This window comes from Bosea sp. (in: a-proteobacteria), from assembly GCF_023953965.1.
In the GTDB taxonomy this organism is placed as follows: domain Bacteria; phylum Pseudomonadota; class Alphaproteobacteria; order Rhizobiales; family Beijerinckiaceae; genus Allobosea.
Genome location: NZ_JAMLIX010000001.1, coordinates 1009207 through 1030539 on the forward strand (window position 1 = coordinate 1009207; position 21333 = coordinate 1030539).

18 protein-coding genes are annotated in these 21333 nt (G+C 69.7%); 9 read left to right on the top strand and 9 right to left on the bottom strand.

Features of this window, described 5'->3' with window-relative positions; genetic code table 11:
- Window positions 1–30: 30 nt before the first annotated feature.
- From M9917_RS04755 to M9917_RS04775, 5 genes are all read right to left on the bottom strand, one after another.
- Window positions 31–1293 (bottom strand): acetoin dehydrogenase dihydrolipoyllysine-residue acetyltransferase subunit, encoded by a 1263-nt coding sequence (locus M9917_RS04755; protein ID WP_297251335.1) that lies wholly within the window; start codon window positions 1291–1293, stop codon window positions 31–33.
- A gap of 5 nt (window positions 1294–1298) precedes the next feature.
- Window positions 1299–2291, bottom strand: a complete 993-nt coding sequence (locus tag M9917_RS04760; protein ID WP_297251337.1) for an alpha-ketoacid dehydrogenase subunit beta — start codon at window positions 2289–2291, stop codon at window positions 1299–1301.
- Window positions 2288–3301 (bottom strand): thiamine pyrophosphate-dependent dehydrogenase E1 component subunit alpha, encoded by a 1014-nt coding sequence (locus M9917_RS04765; RefSeq protein ID WP_297251339.1) that lies wholly within the window; start codon window positions 3299–3301, stop codon window positions 2288–2290. Before M9917_RS04765 ends, M9917_RS04760 begins: the two co-directional genes overlap by 4 nt.
- A 4-nt stretch (window positions 3302–3305) precedes the next feature.
- Entirely contained in the window at window positions 3306–4631 is a 1326-nt protein-coding gene (locus M9917_RS04770; protein ID WP_297251341.1) for an NAD(P)H-dependent oxidoreductase, read from the bottom strand.
- Window positions 4632–4766: 135 nt separating this feature from the next.
- Complete coding sequence (locus M9917_RS04775; protein WP_297251343.1) at window positions 4767–5741, bottom strand: sugar-binding transcriptional regulator; 975 nt, start codon at window positions 5739–5741, stop codon at window positions 4767–4769.
- Between the two features lie 127 nt (window positions 5742–5868).
- Here M9917_RS04775 and M9917_RS04780 point away from each other — a divergent pair, with 127 nt between their 5' ends.
- Window positions 5869–6045 carry a hypothetical protein gene (locus tag M9917_RS04780; RefSeq protein ID WP_297251345.1) on the top strand — a complete coding sequence of 59 codons (177 nt, stop codon included), beginning with the start codon at window positions 5869–5871 and terminating at the stop codon, window positions 6043–6045.
- Between the two features lie 93 nt (window positions 6046–6138).
- Window positions 6139–6765: an SCO family protein gene (locus tag M9917_RS04785; protein WP_297251347.1), complete on the top strand. Its 627-nt coding sequence runs from the start codon at window positions 6139–6141 to the stop codon at window positions 6763–6765.
- A 3-nt stretch (window positions 6766–6768) separates the two neighbouring features.
- On the opposite strand, the gene M9917_RS04790 is transcribed toward M9917_RS04785, so the two are convergent.
- From M9917_RS04790 to M9917_RS04800, 3 genes are all read right to left on the bottom strand, one after another.
- A complete protein-coding gene (locus tag M9917_RS04790) occupies window positions 6769–8568 on the bottom strand; it encodes a glycosyltransferase (protein ID WP_297251349.1) in 1800 nt (599 codons plus the stop codon).
- A gap of 142 nt (window positions 8569–8710) precedes the next feature.
- Entirely contained in the window at window positions 8711–9928 is a 1218-nt protein-coding gene (gene trpB, locus M9917_RS04795) for a tryptophan synthase subunit beta (protein WP_297251351.1), read from the bottom strand.
- Window positions 9925–10608 (bottom strand): phosphoribosylanthranilate isomerase, encoded by a 684-nt coding sequence (locus M9917_RS04800; protein ID WP_297251353.1) that lies wholly within the window; start codon window positions 10606–10608, stop codon window positions 9925–9927. Before M9917_RS04800 ends, trpB begins: the two co-directional genes overlap by 4 nt.
- Before the next feature lie 96 nt (window positions 10609–10704).
- On the opposite strand from M9917_RS04800, the gene M9917_RS04805 reads away from it, so the two are divergent.
- A complete protein-coding gene (locus M9917_RS04805) occupies window positions 10705–12006 on the top strand; it encodes a TAXI family TRAP transporter solute-binding subunit (protein ID WP_297251355.1) in 1302 nt (433 codons plus the stop codon).
- 154 nt (window positions 12007–12160) lie between these two features.
- Complete coding sequence (typA, locus tag M9917_RS04810; RefSeq protein WP_297251357.1) at window positions 12161–13984, top strand: translational GTPase TypA; 1824 nt, start codon at window positions 12161–12163, stop codon at window positions 13982–13984.
- Between the two features lie 43 nt (window positions 13985–14027).
- On the opposite strand, the gene M9917_RS04815 is transcribed toward typA, so the two are convergent.
- Window positions 14028–14867: a universal stress protein gene (locus M9917_RS04815; RefSeq protein WP_297251359.1), complete on the bottom strand. Its 840-nt coding sequence runs from the start codon at window positions 14865–14867 to the stop codon at window positions 14028–14030.
- A 197-nt stretch (window positions 14868–15064) separates the two neighbouring features.
- Between M9917_RS04815 and M9917_RS04820 the strand changes: the two genes are divergently transcribed.
- From M9917_RS04820 to M9917_RS04840, 5 genes are all read left to right on the top strand, one after another.
- Entirely contained in the window at window positions 15065–16003 is a 939-nt protein-coding gene (locus M9917_RS04820) for an aldo/keto reductase (RefSeq protein WP_297251362.1), read from the top strand.
- 82 nt (window positions 16004–16085) lie between these two features.
- Entirely contained in the window at window positions 16086–19127 is a 3042-nt protein-coding gene (gene polA / locus M9917_RS04825; RefSeq protein WP_297251364.1) for a DNA polymerase I, read from the top strand.
- 88 nt (window positions 19128–19215) lie between these two features.
- Window positions 19216–20361 carry an AI-2E family transporter gene (locus M9917_RS04830; protein WP_297251366.1) on the top strand — a complete coding sequence of 382 codons (1146 nt, stop codon included), beginning with the start codon at window positions 19216–19218 and terminating at the stop codon, window positions 20359–20361.
- Window positions 20362–20465: 104 nt separating this feature from the next.
- Window positions 20466–20825 carry a hypothetical protein gene (locus tag M9917_RS04835; RefSeq protein WP_297251367.1) on the top strand — a complete coding sequence of 120 codons (360 nt, stop codon included), beginning with the start codon at window positions 20466–20468 and terminating at the stop codon, window positions 20823–20825.
- Window positions 20826–20872: 47 nt separating this feature from the next.
- The gene (locus M9917_RS04840) at window positions 20873–21253 is read left to right on the top strand and encodes a hypothetical protein (protein ID WP_297251369.1); all 381 of its coding nucleotides are present in this window, start codon (window positions 20873–20875) and stop codon (window positions 21251–21253) included.
- Window positions 21254–21333: the final 80 nt, after the last annotated feature.

Sequence of the window (21333 nt, forward strand, 5' to 3'; positions counted from 1 at the left end):
TGACAGCGGCAGGGCAAGCGTCGCCAGATCCTAGACGAGCTGGTCGAGCAGCGCCGCGACGGCCGCGCGGCTCTCCAGCTGCGGCATGTGGCCGAGGCCCTCGAACAGGTGCAGCGCGATCTGCCCCGGCAGGCCCTGGGCATGGCGGGCCGGGATGATCCGGTCGGCGGTTCCCGCGACGACCTTGACGGGGATCGTCTGCCGGCCGAGCGCGCCGCGAACCGAGAAGCGTTGCGTGCCCCCGGCGAACAGGGCGCGCGCGAGACCCGATTGCGCCCGCGCCTGGCGGCCATCGGCGCGTGCCCGCGCCGCCGCCCTGACGAAGGCGTCGGACAGGCTCTCGGGATCCTGGACGAGCTCGCGCATCCAGATGCGTAAGCCAGCCTCGTCCGTCGCCGCGGCGAAACCCTCGGTGAAGCCGGCATTGATCTCCGGGCCGAGGCCGGCCGGGGCGATGAGGAAGAGCGAGCGCGCCTCGACCGCAACCCCCGCCGCGACCGCCGCCGCCACCGCGCCGCCGAGCGAATGGCCGGCGAGATGGGCGACGCCGATGCCGAGCGCCTGCAACTGCGCCTCGGCATGGGCGACGAGGTCGTCGAACCGCGAGGCCGCAACCTCCACCGCCGCGCCATGGCCCGGCAGATCGATCGAGACGATCGGCATGGCGCGGCGGAAAGCCTGCAGGAACGGCCGCCAGCTCGCCGTCTCCGCGCCAAAGCCGTGGATCAGCACCAAGGGCGGCCCCTCGCCCTCCCGCCGCAGCCAGGTCGCCCCGGCGGGCGCGGCCGCAGTCGCGACAGAGGGCGCGCCTTGCGCCGCCTCGACATCGCGCGCCTGCACCCGCCCGCGCGGGCCGGTTCCGGTCACGCGCGTGAGGTCGATGCCACGCGCGCGCGCCAGCCGCCGCGCCAGCGGCGTGGCCGCGACGGTCCGGCCGGGCGCCGGCGCGCCGGCCGGGACCTCGGTACCAGCCGGTTGCGATGGCGCGGGCGGCTCGATCGTCGCGGCAACCGGCGCCGGGGCGGCAGGGCTTGCATCGAATCGCGGGGTCTCGCCCTCGCCATAGATCCAGGCGACGACCTCGCCGACCGGGATATCGGCATCCTCCGTGCCGGGCGCGCGGACGAGGACGCCGCTCGCCGGCGCATCGATCTCCATCGCCGCCTTGTCGGTCTCGATCTCGAAGAGGACATCGCCCTTGGCGACGGTCGCGCCCTCATCGGCGAACCAGCGCGCGATGCGCCCGCTCGCCATGTCCATATCGACCTTGGGCAGGATCACTTCGGTCGGCATGGGCTTCAGGCCCTCCCGCCGACGAGCTCGCGCGCCGCGCCGAGGATATCGGGCACCTGGGGAACGGTCGCCTTCTCGAGCTCGGGATTGTAGGGCACCGGCGTCTCGGCACCGCCGAGGCGGCGGATCGGCGCGTCGAGATAGTCGAACGCCTCGCTCTCGGCGATCATGGCGCTGACCTCCGCACCGACGCCCAAGGTCTTGACGCCCTCGTAGACGCAGAGCAGGCGCGAGGTCTTCTTCACGCTGGCGATCACCGTCTGCGTATCCATCGGCCGGATCGTGCGCAGGTCGACGACCTCGACGTCGATGCCCTCGGCGGCCAGCGTCTCGGCTGCCTCCAGCGCCTTGTGCACCATGATCGCGGTGGCGACGATGGTCAGGTCACGGCCCTCGCGCCGGACCGCCGCCTTGCCGATCGGCACGGTGTAATGGCCTTCCGGCACCTCGCCCTTCATCTTGTAGAGCAGCTTGTGCTCGAAGATCATCACGGGGTCGGGATCGGCGATGGCCGCGAGCAGCATGCCCTTGGCATCGTGCGGCGTCGCCGGCTGGATGACCTTGAGGCCGGGCACATGGCCGAACCAGGCTTCCAGGCTCTGGCTGTGCTGGGCCGCGGCACCCGTGCCGGAGCCCGCGGGAAAGCGCATGACGAGCGGGACCGAGACCTCGCCGCCGAGCATATAGCGCATCTTCGCCGCCTGGTTGACGATCTGCTCCATGGCGAGCGTCGCGAAATCGGAGAACTGGAACTCGAAGATCGGCCGCATGCCGGTGACGGCGGCACCGACCGCGACGCCCGCGCCGCCGAGCTCGGAGATCGGCGTGTCGCGCACCCGCTCGGGGCCGAAGCGCTCGATCAGGTCGCCGGTCACCTGGAAGGCGCCGCCATAGACGCCGATGTCCTCGCCCATCAGGAAGACGCGCTCATCCGCCTCCATGGCGATCGCCATGGCTTCCTGGATGGCCTGGGCGTAGGACAGTTCGCGGGGGCTCATCGGCTCACTTCCGTGTAGACGTAGCGCGCGACCTCACTGACGAGCGGAGCGGGGCTGTCCTTGGCGAAGTCGATCCCTTCGGCGATCTCGCGCTCGACCTCGGCGCCGAGCTCCGCGATCGCTTCTTTCGTCAGCACGCCGTAATCGAGGAGCTGGGCCTCGAAGCGGCCGATCGGATCGCGCTCGATCCATTCCTCGATCTCGGCCTTGGTGCGGTAGCGGTTGCGGTCGCTCCTGGAATGGCCGCGATGGCGATAGGTCTTGCACTCGATCAGCGAGGGCCCCTCGCCGGCGCGGGCCCGCGCCACCGCCGCGACGGAGGCCTCGGCCACCGCCGAGAGGTCGTTGCCGTCGACGGTGACGCCCGGCATGGCATAGGCCGCCGCGCGATCGGCGACGTTGGCGACCGCGGTCGAGCGGGCCGTCGAGGTCGACATGCCGTAGCCGTTGTTCTCGCAGACGAAGACGACCGGCAGCTTCCAGAGCGAGGCCATGTTGAGCGCCTCGTGGAAGGCGCCCTCGTTGTTGGCGCCGTCGCCGAAGAAGGAGACGACGACGTCGTCGCGCTTCTGCATCTTGAGCGAGAGCGCGGCTCCCACCGCGATCGGGATGCCGCCGCCGACGATGCCGTTGGCGCCGAGATTGCCCTTCGACACGTCGGCGATGTGCATCGAGCCGCCGCGGCCCTTGCAATAGCCGGTGGTCTTGCCGAAGAACTCGGCGAACATGCGCTTCACCTCGGCGCCCTTGGCGATGCAATGGCCGTGGCCGCGATGGGTCGAGGTGATCTGGTCGCGATCGGTCAGCGGCAGGCAGATGCCGACGGCGGAAGCCTCCTGCCCGATCGACAGATGCATGGTACCGTGGACGAGGCCGCGCATATAGCTCTCCTCGGCTCCCTCCTCGAAACGCCGGATCAGATACATCTGCCGCAGCGCGTCCCGCAGGATCTCAGCCGAAAAATGCCGGAAGGCGAAGGGGCGGTTATCGGCTTCCCGTGTCCTGGCCATGGCGTCAGGCCGCGTCGGTGAAGGCGGCGTCGGCCTGGTCGAGCCGCCGGCGGATCTGGGTGATGACGAAGCTCTCCTCCGGCGCGCAGTTCGCATAGCTCAGCCGCTCGCCAGCCTTCACAGGCCGCGTCACCCGCGCCTTCTCGGCCAGGCCGAGCGGCAGGGCGCCTTCGGAGCGCGCCTGGCTCCAGGTCATGGCGAAGCCGCGATAGTCGCGCTCGCCGATCTTGCCGAGGACGTCGCCGGGCTGAAGGTCGCGCTTGGCCACGCCGACGCATTCGGCCACCGGCCGGTCGAGCGGCTCCATGTCCGGCCGGCCGCCGACCACCGCGCGGATCGCCGAAAGCGGCACCTCGAGGCTCGTCAGATGATAGGGACGGAAAATCGTGTAGCACGGGCCCGGCCCGACCTTGAGATCGGTCATGCGCTCGAGCACGCGCGGATGGCGCGGCTTGACGATGCAGAAAACGCCGGGCGCGACGCCCTTGCCGATCGAATAATCGACGACGCCGCTGCGCGTCAGGATGCCGCCGTCGGCCTTGGGGCAGAGCACCCGGGCGAGCTCGTCGCGCGTCGCGGCCGGCCCGTGCATGCCCGGCACGTCGGGAACGAGGCCGGTGGCGTTGGCGAGCGCCACCATCTCGATCATCGTCTTGGAGCCGTCGACGAACTCGACCAGCATGCGCGCGTTCATGTTGCGGCGGCGCGCCTCCTCTTCGTATTCCTCCGGCATCGCGTCGAATTTGAGCGGGTTGTTCTTGCCCTTGCCGGCCGCGACGATCTCGAAGCCGAGCGCCTGGGCGAAGCCGACGATCTCGAGCGCGGCGGCGGGCTCGTCGCCGGCAGCCCCGGTATAGACCACGCCGGCCTTGCGCGCCTGCGCCTTGAGATGGCGGCCGATGGTGATGTCGGCCTCGACATTGAGCATCACGACATGCTTGCCGTTGCGGAAGGCTTCGAGCGCGATCAGCGTGCCGATATTGGGATTGCCGGTGGCGTCGATCACCACATCGACGCGGCCGGCCGCGCAGAGCGCCTTGAAATCCTGGGTCAGGGCGACCTTGCCGGCCTCTATCGCCGTGTCGATGCCGCCGGCGTTGCCGGCCTCGGCGATGTCGCCCTGCGCATGGCCCGCCAGCGTCAGCGCGTCGCGGGCGGCCTTGAGATCGATCTCGCAGAGGGCGCCGAGGCGGACGCCGGGCATGAGCGCCAGCTGCACCACCATGTCGGTGCCCATCTGGCCGGCGCCGGCAAGGCCGATGGTGACGGGCCCCTGTGCTTCAGCACGCGCCGCAAGCTCCGCGCCCAGACCCACCTTGGCAACCGTCATCGTCCGCCCTTCCTTCAAGCAGCACCGCTCGCCCCGCCAGGCTTCGCGATCCTTATCGAACATAGATGTGTCGTTCAATACATTTGTTCAGATCCGGGCGGGTTCGGAGCGCAAATCGCAGCCCCGGCGCCGCGATCATGCGTCGGCCAGCAGCGCCTCGGCCGCGCTTTCGTCGGTGATCAGCGCCTTCGCCGCGCTGGCGCGCAGCGCCGCGCGGATCGCATGCTCCTTGTCGGCGCCGCCGGCCGCGATCGCGACGAGGCCGATCCCGGCGAGATCGGCCGGGCTCACCGCCATGACGCGGCGGTTGACGGGATGGTCGACCAGCCGGCCCTCGGCATCGATGAAGTGGCAGAGCAGATCGCCGACGGCGTGCGCCTTGCGCAGCGAGGCGAGATCGGCCCGGGGCAGCAACCCTTCGCGGAAGAGCGTGGCATTCCCCTGGACGTCGCCGACGCTGACGAGCGCGATGTCCGCGGCCCGGGCCCTGTCGCGCAGCTCGCGCAGCGTCGGCTCGCGCCAGAGCGCCTCACGGATTTCGGGCTGCGCCACGAAGACCGGCGCGGTGAGCTGGAAGCAGTCCGCGCCGAACAGATCGGCGACGCGACGCGCCACGGCGGAGGGATTGATGCTGCGCGAATGCGTCAGCCCGCCCAGGAGCGAGACCACCGACATCCCCTCGATCGGGCGCGGCTGCATGCCACGCAGCGCCAGATGCAGGGTCTGGCCCCAGCCGACGGCGACCGACAGGCCGTCGCGCAGCCTGTCGGAGAGCCAGGTTCCCGCCGCATGGCCGACGAGCGCGGCCGTGCTGTCGGGATCGCGCGCGCGCGGCACCACCACAGCCTCCGCGAGGCCGAAACGCCCGATCAGGCCGCGCTCCAGCGCGACCTGCCGGGCCGCGCGTCCATCGATCCTGATCCTGATCAGGCCTTCGGTGCGCGCCGCGGCGAGCATGCGGATGATCTTGATGCGGTTGAGGCCCAGCGTCTCGGCGATCTGTTCCTGGGTCAGGCCCTCGACATAATAGAGCCAGGCCGCCCGGACCTTGTCGTCGGCGACGAGCGTCTCGTTCTCCGCGCCGGGCGCCCCTTCCATCGAACCGTCCACGGCCGCTCCGCCACCCGCACCGAACCGGCCCCTACTTCATCCGAGTCCAGGCATAATGCAACCGCCGCACAGGCCTGCGTCACGCCGCCCGCTTCCGCCGGAAAGCGTCCGGCGATAAGATGACGCCATGTCACAGGCAGACCCGACACCGCAGGTCGAAACCGGCGCCATGAGCCGGGCTGGCCTCGCGCTCATCGGCGCGGGCTTCCTCGGCCTGCTCATCGCCGGCCTGCTCCTGTGGTGGCGCGAGGGCGACCGGCTCTTCACCGACGGTCTGATCGCCGCCATCGTCGCCTGTTTCTAGAGCATTTCCGCGTTTCTTCGAATCGCGAAAATGCTCTAACCTTTTATTTTGTCGCATTTTCTTCACGCGAACCGGTACCCACTTCGCTCGAAAATGCTCTGGAAGCCCCTGGGGAAGCGCCTTACCGTGAACCGCCGTCTCGTCCTGCCTCTCGTCGTCTTCCTGGTGGGCGCGCTGGCGCTCGCCGCCGCCGCGATCCTGACCTTCTCGCCCGGCCGGGGCGGCGGAAACGGCACGGCGAGCGTCGGGGGGGCCTTCACGCTCGTCACGCAGGACGGCAAGCCGCTGTCGGACGGCGATCTGAAGGGCGCGCCCTTCCTGGTCTTCTTCGGCTTCACCCATTGCCCGGACATCTGCCCGACCAAGCTCTTCGAGATCTCCGAGGCGCTGAGGGCCGCGGGCGAGAGCGACAAGGCGCAGCGGCTCAGGGCGCTGTTCATCACGGTCGATCCCGAGCGCGATACGCCCGACGCGATGAAGAGCTATCTTGGCTCCTTCGATCCGCGCATCGTCGGGCTCAGCGGCGACCGGGCCGCGATCGACGCGGTGATCAAGGCCTATCGCGCCTATGCCAAGAAAGTCCCGCTGAAGGACGGCGACTACACCATGGACCACACCGCGCTCGTCTATCTGATGGGCAAGGACGGCCGCTTCATCGGCTCCTTCAACATGGAGCAGCCGCCGGCCGATGCCGCCGCCGAATGGCTGCGGCATTCGTGACGGTCAGGACGGCGGGCGCCGGCGCGCCAGCCCGTGCTCGGTCTTGTTCCAGACGAAGCGGCGGTTGAAATAGTCGTAGAGCGCCATCCAGGCCGCGACCGAGATCAGCGCGTAATACAAGGGCAGCAGCGGGACGAGCAGCAGGAGCTCCGGCGCGTCCCGGCGCAGCGCGCCCACGATCGGCGGCACGAACAGCGCGACCATGCCCAGGACCCAGGTTCCGAGCGCGAGCGTCGCGCTCAGGGTGGCGAAGACGCCGACCGGCGCGAGCAGCGCGCCGTCCCACCAGGCGCAGAGCGCGGCTGCGGCGAAGACCGGAAAGCCGAGCGCCGTCGCGACCGTGCCGAAGGCGAGCGACAGGAAGGTGAAGGCCGCCCCGAAGCCGGCCTCGCGCAGGAGGCTGAGCGGCGCGCGCGAATGCGTCACCAGCGTCTGGATATAGCCCTTGATCCAGCGCGAGCGCTGCCGGAGCCAGGCCGGGACTGAGACCGGCGCCTCCTCGCGGGTGCGCGAGGGCAGATCGCCGATGCGATAGCCGGCGCGCACCAGCCTGAGGCCGAGATCGGCGTCCTCGGTGACGTTCCAGGCGTCCCAGCCCCCGACCGCGCGCAGCGCCGCGGTGCGGAAATGGTTCGAGGTCCCGCCCAGCATGATCGGCAGCCGCCATTGCAGCAGGCCGGGATTGAGCACCTCGAACAGGCCGGCATATTCGAGCGCGAACAGGCCGGGCAGCACGCCTTCCTCGGCATGGTCGATCACCAGCCTCGCCTGCAGGCAGCCGAGATCGTCGGGACCGGCGAGGAAGCGCGCCGCCGCCATGCGCAGCTGCTGCGGGTCGGGAATATCCTCCGCGTCGAAGATCGTGAAGAGCGAGCCGCGCGCTTCGAGCAGCGCCAGGTTGAGCGCGCGCGGCTTGGTGCGCGGCAGGCCGGGCGGCACGACCGCCACCCTGAAATGCGACGGCAGCGCCATCTCATCCAGCACATCGCGCATGGCGGTGTCGTCGGCCTCGATCAGCAGCCGGATATCGAGCTTGGCCGGCGGATAATCGAGCGCGCCGAGCGCGTCGATCAGCTGCCGCAGGACCTTAAGCTCCCGGTAGAGCGGCACGGCGACGGTGTAGACGGGCAGGCGGGAATCGTCGATCCGCCAGCGATGGCCGCGCCAGAGATCGGGCGCCGCCCGCTCGATCGCCGCCGCCAGCCGCAGCAGGATCAGGCCGAGGAAGAACGGGCCGAGCAGAAGCGCGAGCACGGAGAAGGTGGGAAGCGGGGCGAAGGCGCCGCCGATCGCGGCAAGCGCCGTGCCGCAGCCGGCCGCGACGACCTGGCCGCGGCTCGCCCCGGTGCGGGCGCTGACGCGCGCGAGCCCGGCAGGATCGAGGCCGGCCGCATGCTCGGCGAGCGCGCCCGCATTGCTCTGGCGCAACACTCCGGCGAAGCGGCTCGGCGTCGTCACCGCGATGTCGCCACGGTTGCGCGGCCCGGCTTCGATGAGGCGCCGAAGCGCCGCCCCCTCGGGCGCGAGGACGAAGCGGAAGCGGGGATCGCCGGCGGTCGGCGCGATGCCCTGGCGCAGGATCGCGTCATGGCCGCCGCCGGGTCTGAGGCGCGGCGGCCGCGCGACGAAGGCAAGCCCCATCTCGGCGGCGAGCGCGCGATAGAAGCCGGCCTCGTCGATCAGGCCGAGCGCGATCGCCTCACGGGCGGGCTCGGTGCGGCCGCGGGCGGCTCTTTCGGCGGCGCGGGCGAGATGCGAGGGCGCCAGGCCGTGCCGGCCCAGGAAAGCAAGTTCGACCGGCAAGCCGACCGGGCCTGGCCCGGTTTCACCCGGCCGGCGATCGTTACCGCTGCCCCCCATGGCCCCGGCCCCGTTCTCTCAACGTCACTCCGGCACCGATGCTTGCAATTGCCGCAGCGGAAGTCAAAAGGCCGTCCGTGCAATTTCAGCGCGCCGCCAGAATCTCCGCGACCTGCGGGATGTCCTTGTCGCCGCGGCCGGAGAGATTGACCACCATCAGATGGTCTTTCGACTTTTGCGGAGCGAGCTCGGCGACGCGAGCGAGCGCATGGGCGCTTTCCAGCGCCGGGATGATGCCTTCCAGCCGGGAGATGAGCTGGAACGCATCGAGCGCCTCCTCGTCGGTCGCGGAGAGATATTTCACCCGGCCGATATCGTGCAGCCAGGAATGCTCGGGGCCGATGCCGGGATAGTCGAGCCCGGCCGAGATCGAATGGGCGTCCTTGATCTGCCCGTCCTCGTCCATCAGCAGGAAGGTGCGGTTGCCGTGCAGCACGCCGGGGCGTCCGCCGGTGAGCGAGGCGGCGTGCAGCCCGCTTTCGATGCCGTGGCCGGCCGCCTCGACGCCGTAGATCTCGACCGAAGCATCGTCGAGGAAGGGGTGGAACAGGCCCATCGCGTTCGAGCCGCCGCCGATGCAGGCGATCAGTGAATCGGGAAGGCGGCCTTCGGCCTCTTGCATCTGCTCGCGCGTCTCCCTGCCGATGATTGACTGGAAGTCGCGCACCATCGCCGGATAGGGATGGGGACCGGCGACCGTGCCGATGCAGTAGAAGGTCGTCGCGACGTTGGTCACCCAGTCGCGCAGCGCCTCGTTCATCGCGTCCTTCAGCGTCCTGGTGCCGGATTCGACGGGCACGACCTTCGCGCCGAGCATCTGCATGCGGAAGACGTTGGGCGCCTGACGGGCGACGTCGACGGCGCCCATGTAGACAATGCATTCGAGCCCGTAGCGGGCGCACAGCGTCGCGGTCGCGACGCCGTGCTGGCCGGCGCCGGTCTCGGCGATGATGCGCTTCTTGCCCATCCGCCGCGCCAGCAGAATCTGGCCGAGCACGTTGTTCACCTTGTGGGAGCCGGTGTGGTTCAGCTCCTCGCGCTTCAGGTAGATCTTCGCGCCGGCGAAATGCTCGGTCAGGCGCTCGGCGAAATAAAGCGGCGAGGGCCGCCCGACATAATGCTTCAAGCCCGCCGCCATCTCGGCGTGATAGGCAGGATCGGCCTTGGCCGCATTATAAGCCTGCTCCAGCTCCAGGATCAGCGGCATCAGCGTCTCGGCGACGAAGCGGCCGCCGAACAGGCCGAAGCGGCCGTTCTCGTCGGGGCCGTTGCGGTAGCTGTTGGGACTGGCGGGGGCGTTCATGCGCGCAAACCTTCCTGCATGGCCGCGGCGGCCTTGCGCGCCGCCGCGATGAATTCCGCGATCCGCAGCGGATCCTTGATCCCCGGCGCGCTTTCGACGCCGGAGGAGACATCGACCCCCGCCGGCCGCGCGATGCGGATCGCCTCCGCGACATTCGCCGGATCGAGGCCGCCCGATAGCATGAAGGGCTGCCGAGGGTCGAGGCCGGCGAGCAGGCTCCAGTCGAAGGGCCGGCCATGGCCGCCGGGGAAGGCGGCGTCCTTCGGCGGCTTGGCGTCGAGCAGGATGCGCTCGACCGCGCCGGCATAGCGCGCGATGGCCTCGAGATCGGCCGCGCCCGCGATGCCGAGCGCCTTCATCACCGGCCGGCCGGCCGCTGCCGCGATGGCGGCCGCGTGCTCGGGCGTTTCCGTGCCGTGCAGTTGCAGCCAGTCGGGCTTCAGGGTCTCCACCAGATCGGCCGCGCGCTTTTCGTCCCAGTCGACGATCAGCGCGACGATTTCCGCCTTGCCGCGCGCGGTTGCGGCAAGCTGCGCGGCGCGCTCTGGCGCGACGAAGCGCGGGCTTCTCGGATGGAAGACGAAGCCGACCATGTCGGCCCCGCCGGCCAACGCCGCCGCGAGCGTCTCGGGCGTGGAGAGGCCGCAGATCTTGATCGCGAGATGAGAACCGATGGGCATGGCGCGCGTTTAGCACGCTCGGTCCGCCGGCGCATGCCGTACTTGCGACATGATGGCGAAGGAAGCCATGCTGGACGGGCGAAGAGGGGGGTTGGATTGAACCGGCTGGGCATCGGCAGGCGCGGGCTGGCGGCGGTGGCGGTTCTGCTCGCGCTCACCGGGCTTGCCGCAGCGGTGTTCTACTATATCGGCCAGCCGCACAGCTTGCGACTCGCCGTCGGGCCGCTCGGCTCGGAGGATGCCCGCATGGCGGCCGCCTTCGTCCAGGGCCTCACCCGCGACAAGGCGCCGGTGCGGCTGCGCCTCGTCCTGACGGAAGGGTCGGAGGACAGCGCGAAGCGGATCGATGCGGGCCAGGCCGATCTCGCCATGCTGCGCGCCGACATCGCCATGCCCGCGACCGCCGACACGGTGCTGATCACGCGCCGGAGCTTCCCCTTCTTCATCACCCGGGCCGAGACGGCGATCGGCCGCATCGCCGATCTGCGCGGCCGCAAGGTCGGGGTCGCCCAAAAGCCCGCCGGCAACACGGCGCTGCTGAAGCGGGTGCTGACGCAATACGAGGTCCGGCCCGAGGAGGTCGAGATCGTCGCGTTGAACCAGGAGGAGATCGTCCCGGCGGCGAAGGAGAAGCGCATCGACGTCTTCTTCGCGATCAACGCCGTCGGCTCCCACACCAACAACGACGCGCTGCGCCGGCTGCGCGATGCCTGGGGCGGCGATCCCGTGCTGATCCCCATCCGCGAGGCCGACGCGCTCGCCGCGCATTACCGCGCGATCGAGACCGGCGAGATCGTCCGCGGGGCGCTGGGGGGCGACCCGCCGCGCCCCTCCGAAAGCCTGCCGACCATCTCGATCACCTCGCGCCTCGTCGCGGCGCGCAGGCTCGACGACAATCTCATCGGCGAATTGACCAAGGACATCCTCGACCTCCGGCTGACGCTGGCGGCGGAGCTGCCGGCCGTGCAGGCGCTGGAGACGCCCTCGACCGACAAGGACGCGCCGCTCCCGGTCCATACGGGCGCGGCCGCCTATATCGACGGCGAGCAGGAGAGCTTCTTCGACCGTTACGGCGACTGGTTCTATATCGGCGCCATGGCGCTCTCGGCGCTGGGCACGGGCGGGGCGGCGCTGCTCGGCCGCGAGAGCGCCAACCGGCGCCGGCGCGCCATGGCGGGGCTCGACGAACTGCTCGCGCTGCTTGCCGTCATCCGCTCCTGCGAGGACGAGGCGGAACTGATGCGGCTCGGCCATGAGGCGGACCAGATCCTGACCCGCGTGCTCGCCGACTACGCCACGGGCGACCTCGACACCGCCGCGCTCACCGCCTACCGCCTCGCCATCGACCAGGTCGGCCGGGCGGTGGCCGAGCGCCAGCGGGCGCTGGCGGAGAGCTGACCGCACTCACCTTTCAGCAGCCGCGGCGGTTGCCGAAACGCCCGCCACGGTTTATGTGCAGCGCAACGAACTCCAGTTTCAGATGAAACAGGCTGCGCCGGCGGGGCATCGCCCCAGACCGGCTCGTGGCCTTGAAAGCAAGGCCCGACCCCGCATGCCCATGCGCAACATCGCCATCATCGCGCACGTCGACCATGGCAAGACCACCCTCGTCGACAAGCTCCTGCAGCAATCCGGCGCCTTCCGGGAGAACCAGCGCGTCGCCGAGCGCGTCATGGATTCCAACGACATCGAGAAGGAGCGCGGCATCACCATCCTGGCCAAGGCGACCTCGGTCGTCTGGAAGGATACGCGCATCAACATCGTCGATACCCCCGGCCACGCCGATTTCGGCGGCGAGGTCGAGCGCATCCTGAACATGGTCGATTCCGCCATCGTGCTGGTCGACGCCGCCGAAGGCCCGATGCCGCAGACCAAGTTCGTGGTCTCCAAGGCGCTGAAGCTCGGCCTTCGCCCGATCGTCGCGATCAACAAGGTCGACAAGCCCGACGCGCGCACGCAGGAGGTCATCAACGAGGTCTTCGACCTCTTCGCCGCGCTCGACGCCAGCGACGAGCAGCTCGATTTCCCGATCCTCTACGGCTCGGGCAAGCAGGGCTGGATGGCGCCCTCGCCGGAAGGCCCGCAGGACCAGGGGCTCGCCCCGCTCTACGACCTCATCCTCAAGCACGTCCCGGCGCCCAAGGTCGAGGACGGCCCGTTCAGCATGATCGGCACGCTGCTCGAGGCCAACCCCTATCTCGGCCGCATCATCACCGGCCGCGTCACCTCCGGCACGGCGAAGCCGAACCAGGCGATCAAGGTGCTCTCCGGCGACGGCACGACCGTCGAGACCGGCCGCATCTCGAAGATCCTCGCCTTCCGCGGCATCGAGCGCCAGCCGATCGAGGAAGCGGTCGCCGGCGACATCGTCTCGATCGCGGGCCTGGTGAAGGGCACCGTCGCCGACACCTTCTGCGACCCCGCCGTCACCGAGCCGATCAAGGCCCAGCCGATCGACCCGCCGACCGTCTCGATGACCTTCTCGGTCAACGATTCCCCGCTCGCCGGCACCGAGGGCGACAAGGTGACGAGCCGGATGATCCGCGACCGCCTGTTCAAGGAAGCGGAAGGCAACGTCGCGCTCAAGGTCGAGGAATCCTCCGACAAGGATTCGTTCGTCGTCTCGGGCCGCGGCGAATTGCAGCTCGCCATCCTGATCGAGACGATGCGCCGCGAGGGCTTCGAGCTCGGCGTCTCGCGCCCGCGCGTCGTCTTCGCCCGCGACGAGGCCGGCCAGCTGCTCGAACCGATCGAGGAGGTCGTGATCGACGTCGACGAGGAGCATTCCGGCGTCGTCGTGCAGAAGATGTCCGAGCGCAAGGCCGACATGCTGGAGATGAAGCCCTCGGGCGGCAACCGCCTGCGCCTCGTCTTCCATGCGCCGACGCGGGGCCTGATCGGCTATCAGGGCGAGCTCCTGACCGATACCCGCGGCACCGCGATCATGAACCGGCTGTTCCACGCCTACATGCCCTACAAGGGCGAGATCGCCGGGCGCCGCAACGGCGTGCTGATCGCGATGGAGACCGGCGAGGCGGTCGCCTACGCGCTCTGGAATCTGGAAGACCGCGGCCCGATGATGATCGAACCGGGCTGGAAGGTCTATCAGGGCATGATCGTCGGCGAGCACACCCGCGAGAACGATCTCGAGGTGAACGTGCTCAAGGGCAAGAAGCTCACCAATATCCGAACGACCTCGAAGGACGAAGCGGTGCGCCTGACCCCGCCGATCCGGATGACGCTGGAACGCTCGCTCGCCTGGATCGACGACGACGAGCTGGTCGAGGTGACGCCGAAATCGATCCGCCTGCGCAAGGGCATCCTCGACCCGAACGAGCGCAAGCGCTCGCAGAAGCTCAGGGCCGAAGTGGCCTGAAGCGGAACGCCGGCAGCCCGCGCGGCCGCCGGCGGCTTTATCCTCAACGGCTCATCAGGAGCGGCAGCGGCGTCGCCTTCAAGAGCGACTGCGTGACGCCGCCGAGCAGCCATTCGCGCAGCCGCGAATGCTTGTAGGCGCCGCAGACGATCAGATCGGCGCGGAATTCCGTCGCCGCCTGCCGGATCGCCTCGGCCACGTCGCTGCCGCCCGGAAGAGCGAGGTTGCGCACGCCGACCTTGGCGCCGTGCCGCGCCAGATGCGGCGCGAGCTCCGCCCCCGCGACGATCCGCGACAGGTCCTTCTCGCCGATGACGGAGAGGATCTCCACCTCCGCGCCCGGCAGGAACGGCCGGGCCTCGGCCACCGTGCGGGCGGCGCCGGCGCTGCCGTCCCAGGCGATCAGGATGCGCCCGGCGGCGAAGGTCTCGCAGCCCGGCGGCACGATGATCACCGGCCGGCCGCTCTCGAACAGCGCCGCCTCGATCAGGCCGCGGTCGCGCTCGGCGGCGTCCTTCTCCAGGTCGAGCACGCTCAGATCGTGGACGCGGGCATGGTTCACCAGCCGCTCGCCGAGCTCGGCATAGACCAGCCGCGGCGTTTCGATCGTGCTGGTCACGCCGGCGAGGTCGGCGCTGGTGCGCGCGAGCTCCGCGAAACGCTCCGCCAGCACGCCGATGCGGCGGTTCTCGGCATGGACGAAGGCGACGCCGAAATCCCCGACGAAGGAAGCCGGTATGGCATAGCGCATCGCCGCGGCCTGGATCGTCAGATGCGCGGCCGCCTGCTGCGCGAGCGACAGAGCGTAGCCGAGCGCCGACTCCTGCTCGCCCTGGCCTTCCTCGGTATAGGCGGTGAAGATGCTCTTGATCGATGAGGCCATCGCGGTCTCCGGTGGTTGAGTTGTTCGGAACATCGTGGCCGAAACACCGGCCTCGCGCCTTGCGCAAAGTCAAATACGGCTGTCGCGGCCGGCGGCTTTGCCCTGCGCCCGATGCAGTGCGCGGATGACGGTGGCCGCGCTTGTCGAGCCGGGCCGGCTCTGGTCCTGTAAGCGGATTCCGGAGGAGGACCACCGCCATGCAATTCCGCAATCTCGGCCGCTCGGGCCTGCGCGTCTCGCTCGTCGGGCTCGGCTGCAACAATTTCGGCGGCCGCATCGATCTCGAGGCGACCCGCAAGGTCGTCGACGCCGCCATCGCGCACGGCATCACGCTCTTCGACACCGCCGACGTCTATGGCGAGCGCGGCGGCTCCGAGGCGGCGCTGGGCGAGGTTTTGGGCGCGCGGCGCAAGGAGATCGTGCTCGCCAGCAAGTTCGGCATGGACATGGATGCCGAGGGCATGAAGAAGGGCGGCTCGCGCCGCTACATCATGAGCGCCGTCGAGGCATCGCTCCAGCGACTCAGGACCGACTGGATCGACCTCTACCAGTTCCACCGGCCGGACCCGCTGACCCCGATCGAGGAGACGCTGCGCGCGATGGACGACCTCGTGACCCAGGGCAAGGTCCGCTATATCGGCTGCTCGAACCTGGTCGCCTGGCAGGTTGCCGACGCGCGATGGACGGCGCGCGACCTCGGCATCCCGGGCTTCGCCTCGGCCCAGGACGAGTACAGCCTGCTGAAGCGCGGCGCCGAGAAGCATCTGATCCCGGCCATCGCCCATTACGGCATGGGGCTTCTGCCTTATTTCCCGCTCGCCAACGGCGCGCTCACCGGCAAGTACAAGCGCGGCGCGGCGATGCCGGAAGGCGCGCGCCTCACCAAGCAGCCGGAGCGCGCCGGCCAGATCCTCAGCGAGGACAACTGGCGCCGGATCGAGGGGCTCGGCGCCTTCGCCGAGGCGCGCGGCAGGACGCTGGTCGAGCTCGCCTTCTCGTGGCTCGCGGCGCAGCCGGTGGTGTCGAGCGTCATCGCCGGCGCGACCAAGCCCGAGCAGATCGCGGTGAACGTCAAGGCGGCCGACTGGGCGCTGACGGCCGAGGAGCTCGCCGAGATCGATACCATCGTGAAGTAGGCGCGCCGTTCCTGACAGCTTCTTGCGCGCCGCCGGGGCATCGCGATGGACCGGCCGCGCCGGCCCGCTTATGGTCCGCGCCATGAGCGAGACAACCAAGACCGCGCCCGCCCTGAAGCCCGGCGACCATCTCTTCCTGGTCGACGGCTCGAACTTCATCTTCCGGGCCTATTTCCAGTCGATCAACCAGGATCGGAAATATCTGTCGCGCTCGGACGGGCTGCCCTCCGGCGCGGTCCGTCTCTTCGCGACGAAGCTGTTCCAGTTCGTGCGCGAGGGCGTGCTCGGCGTGAAGCCGACCCATCTCGCCATCGTCTTCGACAAGTCGGAGAACTCGTTCCGCAAGGCGATCTACCCGGCCTACAAGGGCAACCGCTCCGATCCGCCGGCCGATCTCATCCCGCAATTCCCGCTGATGCGCGAGGCGGTGCGCGCCTTCGGCCTGATCCCGGTCGAGCAGGACGTCTACGAGGCCGACGACCTGATCGCGACCTATGCCAGGCAGGCGCGCGAGGCCGGCGCCGACGTGCTGATCGTCTCGGCCGACAAGGACCTGATGCAGCTCGTGCGGCTGGGCGTCGCCATGTACGACCCCGCCTCCGGCGACCAGAAGAAGGGCTCAGGCTTCCGGGCCGAGCGCCGCATCGGCGAGCCGGAGGTGGTCGAGTATTTCGGCGTGACGCCCGACAGGGTCACCGATGTCCAGGCGCTGGCGGGCGACGCCACCGACAACGTGCCGGGCGCGCCCGGCATCGGCATCAAGACGGCCGCCCAGCTCATCGGCGAATACGGCGACCTCGAAACCCTGCTGGCGCGGGCCGGCGAGATCAAGCAGCCGAAGCGCCGCGAGACGCTGACCAACCCGGAGGTGGTCGAGAAGGTGCGCCTCTCGCACAAGCTCGTCAGCCTCGTCGACGACGTTAAGGTCGAGACGCCGCTCGAAGAGCTGACGCTGGTCGAGCCCGACCCGGTGAAGCTCGTCGCCTTCCTCAAGGCGATGGAGTTCACCACCATCACCAGGCGCGTCGGCGAGGCCTACGAGGCCGATGTCGGCGCGATCGAGGCCGATCCGGCGCTGGCGCCGGGCGGTTCGCGCACGGCCGAGCTGAAGGCGCTTCATGCCGGTGCCGACACGATCGAGGACGCCGTCTCCGACACGACCCCGGCCGCCCCCGCTGCCGCCGCGACCCTGGCCGAGGCGACGGGCGGGGAAGCCGGCTGGCTGAAGCCCGCCGATCTCGCAGCCTCCCGCAGGAACGAGGCGCTCGCGGCCAAGATCGACCGCTCGACCTATGAATGCGTGCGCACGCTCACCGATCTCGAACGCTGGATCGCCTGGTCCTATGAGACCGGCCATGTCGCGCTCGACACCGAGACCACCTCGCTCGACGCGATGCAGGCCGATCTCTGCGGCATCTCGCTTGCGGTCGCGCCCGGCCGCGCCTGCTATGTCCCGCTGCAGCATCGCGGCGGCGACGGCGGGCTGTTCGACGAGGGGCTGCTCGCCGGCCAGATCCCGCTGGCAGAGGCCGTGGCGGCGCTGAAGCCGCTGCTCGCCGACGCCAGCGTGCTCAAGATCGGCCAGAACCTGAAATACGACCTCATCGTGCTGGAGCGCCACGGGCTCACGATATCCCCGATCGAGGACACGATGCTGATCTCCTATGCGCTCGATGCCGGCTCCAACAGCCACGGCATGGACCGGCTCGCCGCGCTGCATCTCGGCCATGAGACGATCCCCTACGGGCAGGTCGCCGGCACCGGCAAGGCGCAGGTCACCTTCGACAAGGTGCCGCTCGACCGGGCGACCGACTATGCCGCCGAGGACGCCGACGTCACGCTGAGGCTCTGGCTTACGCTGAAGCCGCGCCTGCCCGCCGAGAAGAAGACCACCGTCTACGAGGTGCTGGAACGGCCGATGGTCGCCGTGCTCGCCCAGATGGAGAAGCGCGGCATCGCCATCGACCGCCAGATCCTGTCGCGCCTCTCCGGCGATTTCGCGCAGGGGCTGGCACGGCTGGAGGACGAGATCTACGCGCTCGCCGGCGAGAAATTCACCATCGGCAGCCCCAAGCAGCTCGGCGACATCCTGTTCGGCAAGATGGGGCTGGAAGGCGCCAGGAAGACCGCGACCGGGCAATGGGCGACCGGCGCCGGCGTGCTGGAGGAGCTGGCCGAGCAGGGCCATGCGCTGCCGGCGAAGATCCTCGACTGGCGCCAGCTCGCCAAGCTGAAATCGACCTATACGGATTCGCTGCCGGGCCATGTGAACCCTCAGACCAACCGGGTCCACACCTCCTATGCGCTGGCGGCGACGACGACGGGCCGGCTCTCCTCCTCGGAGCCGAACCTGCAGAACATCCCGATCCGCACCGAGGCCGGCCGCAAGATCCGCACCGCCTTCGTGCCGGAAAAGGGCTACAAGCTGGTCTCGGCCGACTACAGCCAGATCGAATTGCGCATCCTCGCCCATATCGCCGAGATTCCGCAGCTCAGGCAGGCTTTCGCCGACGGCATCGACATCCATGCGATGACGGCCTCCGAGATCTTCGGCGTGCCGGTCCAGGGCATGCCGAGCGAGGTGCGCCGCCGCGCCAAGGCGATCAATTTCGGCATCATCTACGGCATTTCGGCCTTCGGCCTCGCCAACCAGCTCGGCATCGGCCGCGAGGAGGCGAGCGCCTATATCCGCAAATATTTCGAGCGCTTCCCCGGCATCCGCGACTATATGGACCAGACCAAGACGCAGGTGCGCGCCCATGGCCTGGTCACCACGATCTTCGGCCGGGTCTGCCATTTTCCGGCGGTCGCCTCGAAGAACCCCTCCGAGCGCGCCTTCGTCGAGCGCCAGGCGATCAACGCGCCGATCCAGGGCTCGGCCGCCGACATCATCCGCCGCGCCATGATCCGGATGGATTCAGCGCTCGCCGCCGAGCGGCTCAATGCCCGCATGCTGCTGCAGGTCCATGACGAGCTCGTCTTCGAGGTGCCGGAGGAGGAGGTGGAAAAGACCCTGCCGGTGATCGAGCGGGTGATGGTCGACGCCCCGCTCCCGGCCGTCGAGCTGCGGGTTCCGCTCGCGGTCGAGGCGAGGGCCGCCGGCAATTGGGACGAGGCGCATTGAGGACCGCTAACCCAGCGGAACCCGGCCGACCCTTCCGGCGTTGACGCTTTCGGTGCGCCCGACGGGGCGCTGCGGGACGCCTGGACCCATGAACATGCTCGATTCGTCGGCCTGGCGGCCGTTTCCGCGCTACAGGGCGGAGCCGGAGCCGGAGCCGGTGGAAGACACCGAAGAGGTCACGCCCTATGAGCACGACCTCATCCTCCGCTACGCCATCGTCGGCATCTTCGTCATCCTGGCGACGGCGTCGCTCGCCTTGACCAAGGTCGTCGCCATGCCGGTGGTGGCGGGCGTCATCTTCGGGCTCGTGCTCGGCCCCTTCGTCGACTGGCTGGTGCGCCAGGGCGTGCCGCAACATGCGGCGGCGGCGCTCGTCGTGCTCATGTTCATCGGCCTCATCGCAGGTGCGGTCGCCATCCTCGCCGTGCCGGTCGCCGGCTGGAGCGACCAGGCGCCGGCCATGATGGCGGCGCTGCAGAGCAAGCTTTCCGGCGTCTTCGCCCTGATGGACGAGTTCAAGCGCGGCCTCGCCTCGATCACCGGCAAGAGCGCCGCGCTCAACGTCTCGCAGGGCAATCCGCTGTTCGACATCGCGCTGACCTCGTCGGCGGCGGCGGGCGGCCTGCTCGTCTTCGTCGCGACGATCTATTTCTGGCTGGCGACGCGCCGCCACCTCAAGGCGCGGGTGCTGAGGCTGTGCCTCGGCCGCGGGGCGCGCCGTTCAGCCGGCTCCTTCTTCGAGGAGATCGAGGCACGGGTCGCGCGCTATTTCGGCCTGGTGACGGTGATCAATCTCGGCATGGGCGCGCTGGCCATGGCGATCGCCTGGCTCGCCGGCCTGCCCTTCCCGGTGTTCTGGGGCGCGCTCGCCTTCCTGCTCAACTATCTCGCCTTCATCGGCCCGATCATCGTCGCGGTCCTGCTCTTCGCGGGCGCGCTGATCGACGCCCCCTCCCTGCCCGCGGCGCTGTGGCCGGCGGCGGCCTATTACGTCCTGCATCTGATCGAGGGCAACGCGGTCACGCCCGTCTTCGTCGGCAACCGGCTGACGATCTCGCCCTTCCTCGTCTTCATCGCCTTCATCTTCTGGCTCTGGCTGTGGGGGCCGGTGGGCGCAGTGCTCTCGACGCCGATCCTGATCGTCGCCATGGTGGCGCAGGAGGAATTCGCGCGCTATCGCCGCCAGAAGGCCAGGGAGGAGGCCGAGGAGGCCAGCGCCAGCCCCGCCGCCTGAGCCGGAACAGATAAGCGGCAGGCGCGTTGCCGGGAAAGGCGCCCTTGCGCCCGCCGCTTCTCCCCGCCACCATCGAAACCTCTTCAGGACAGGACGACACCGCCATGGCCAACACGACATCCGCGAAACGTCAGGCAGCGGCCGCCGCCAGGGCCGCGAAGGCCGAAGCCGAAGCCGGCGCCGAGGATGTGGCCGCAGGGGTGCGCCAGGCCGGAGCCCGCGCCAAGCGCCAGGCGAGCGCGCTCGAGGACACGCTGACGCGCAGCGCCGAGGATATCGCCGCCAATGTCAGCGAGCGGCTTCGCGCCGTCGGCGTCGATACCGACCGCATGGTCGACGTCGCCAAGGAACAGGCGAGCGAGCTCCAGCAGCTGATCGAGGCCGAGATCCGCGAACGGCCGCTGCGCGCGCTCGGGCTGGCGGCGGCGATCGGCCTGTTCGTCGGCTTTCTCACGGCGCGCTGACCATGCTCGGGGGGCTCGGGTCCTTCATTTCCTCGGAGGTGTCCGGGGTGGTGAAGCGCAATGTCACCGTCTACGGCCTGTTCGGCCTCGCCGCGCTGCTCCTGCTCTGCGCCGGCGGCTATGCGCTCAGCGCGCTCCATACCGTGCTGGAGCTTCGCCACGGCGCCGTCGCCGCCAGCCTGTGGATCGCCGGCGGCCTGCTCGGCGCCTCCGTGCTGGCCTTCGCCACCGCGCTCATCGTCAAGGGCCGGCGCAGGCCACCGCGCCCGGCGGCGACGGCCGCGCTCGCGGCGGCGCCGCTGGCGGCGAAGCTGATCGGCTCGCGGCTGAGCTGGCGCATGGCGGCGGCCGGTGGCATCGTCGTGCTCGGCGCGATTCTCGGCCGCCAGATCGTCGCCGGCGGCGAGCGCGACGACGCGGAAAGCTGAGGCCTTGCCAGGCCACACCCACGGGCGAGACATCAAAGTGAATTTCACTTTCCGGTCCGATGCTCTACGGATGTCGCGAT

Coding starts and splice junctions, on each gene's coding strand:
- M9917_RS04755 (WP_297251335.1), bottom strand. CDS start 1,293: ATGCCGACCGAAGTGATCCTGCCCAAGGTCGATATGGACATGGCGAGC.
- M9917_RS04760 (WP_297251337.1), bottom strand. CDS start 2,291: ATGAGCCCCCGCGAACTGTCCTACGCCCAGGCCATCCAGGAAGCCATG.
- M9917_RS04765 (WP_297251339.1), bottom strand. CDS start 3,301: ATGGCCAGGACACGGGAAGCCGATAACCGCCCCTTCGCCTTCCGGCAT.
- M9917_RS04770 (WP_297251341.1), bottom strand. CDS start 4,631: ATGACGGTTGCCAAGGTGGGTCTGGGCGCGGAGCTTGCGGCGCGTGCT.
- M9917_RS04780 (WP_297251345.1), top strand. CDS start 5,869: ATGTCACAGGCAGACCCGACACCGCAGGTCGAAACCGGCGCCATGAGC.
- M9917_RS04785 (WP_297251347.1), top strand. CDS start 6,139: ATGCTCTGGAAGCCCCTGGGGAAGCGCCTTACCGTGAACCGCCGTCTC.
- trpB (WP_297251351.1), bottom strand. CDS start 9,928: ATGAACGCCCCCGCCAGTCCCAACAGCTACCGCAACGGCCCCGACGAG.
- M9917_RS04800 (WP_297251353.1), bottom strand. CDS start 10,608: ATGCCCATCGGTTCTCATCTCGCGATCAAGATCTGCGGCCTCTCCACG.
- typA (WP_297251357.1), top strand. CDS start 12,161: ATGCCCATGCGCAACATCGCCATCATCGCGCACGTCGACCATGGCAAG.
- M9917_RS04815 (WP_297251359.1), bottom strand. CDS start 14,867: ATGGCCTCATCGATCAAGAGCATCTTCACCGCCTATACCGAGGAAGGC.
- M9917_RS04820 (WP_297251362.1), top strand. CDS start 15,065: ATGCAATTCCGCAATCTCGGCCGCTCGGGCCTGCGCGTCTCGCTCGTC.
- polA (WP_297251364.1), top strand. CDS start 16,086: ATGAGCGAGACAACCAAGACCGCGCCCGCCCTGAAGCCCGGCGACCAT.
- M9917_RS04830 (WP_297251366.1), top strand. CDS start 19,216: ATGAACATGCTCGATTCGTCGGCCTGGCGGCCGTTTCCGCGCTACAGG.
- M9917_RS04835 (WP_297251367.1), top strand. CDS start 20,466: ATGGCCAACACGACATCCGCGAAACGTCAGGCAGCGGCCGCCGCCAGG.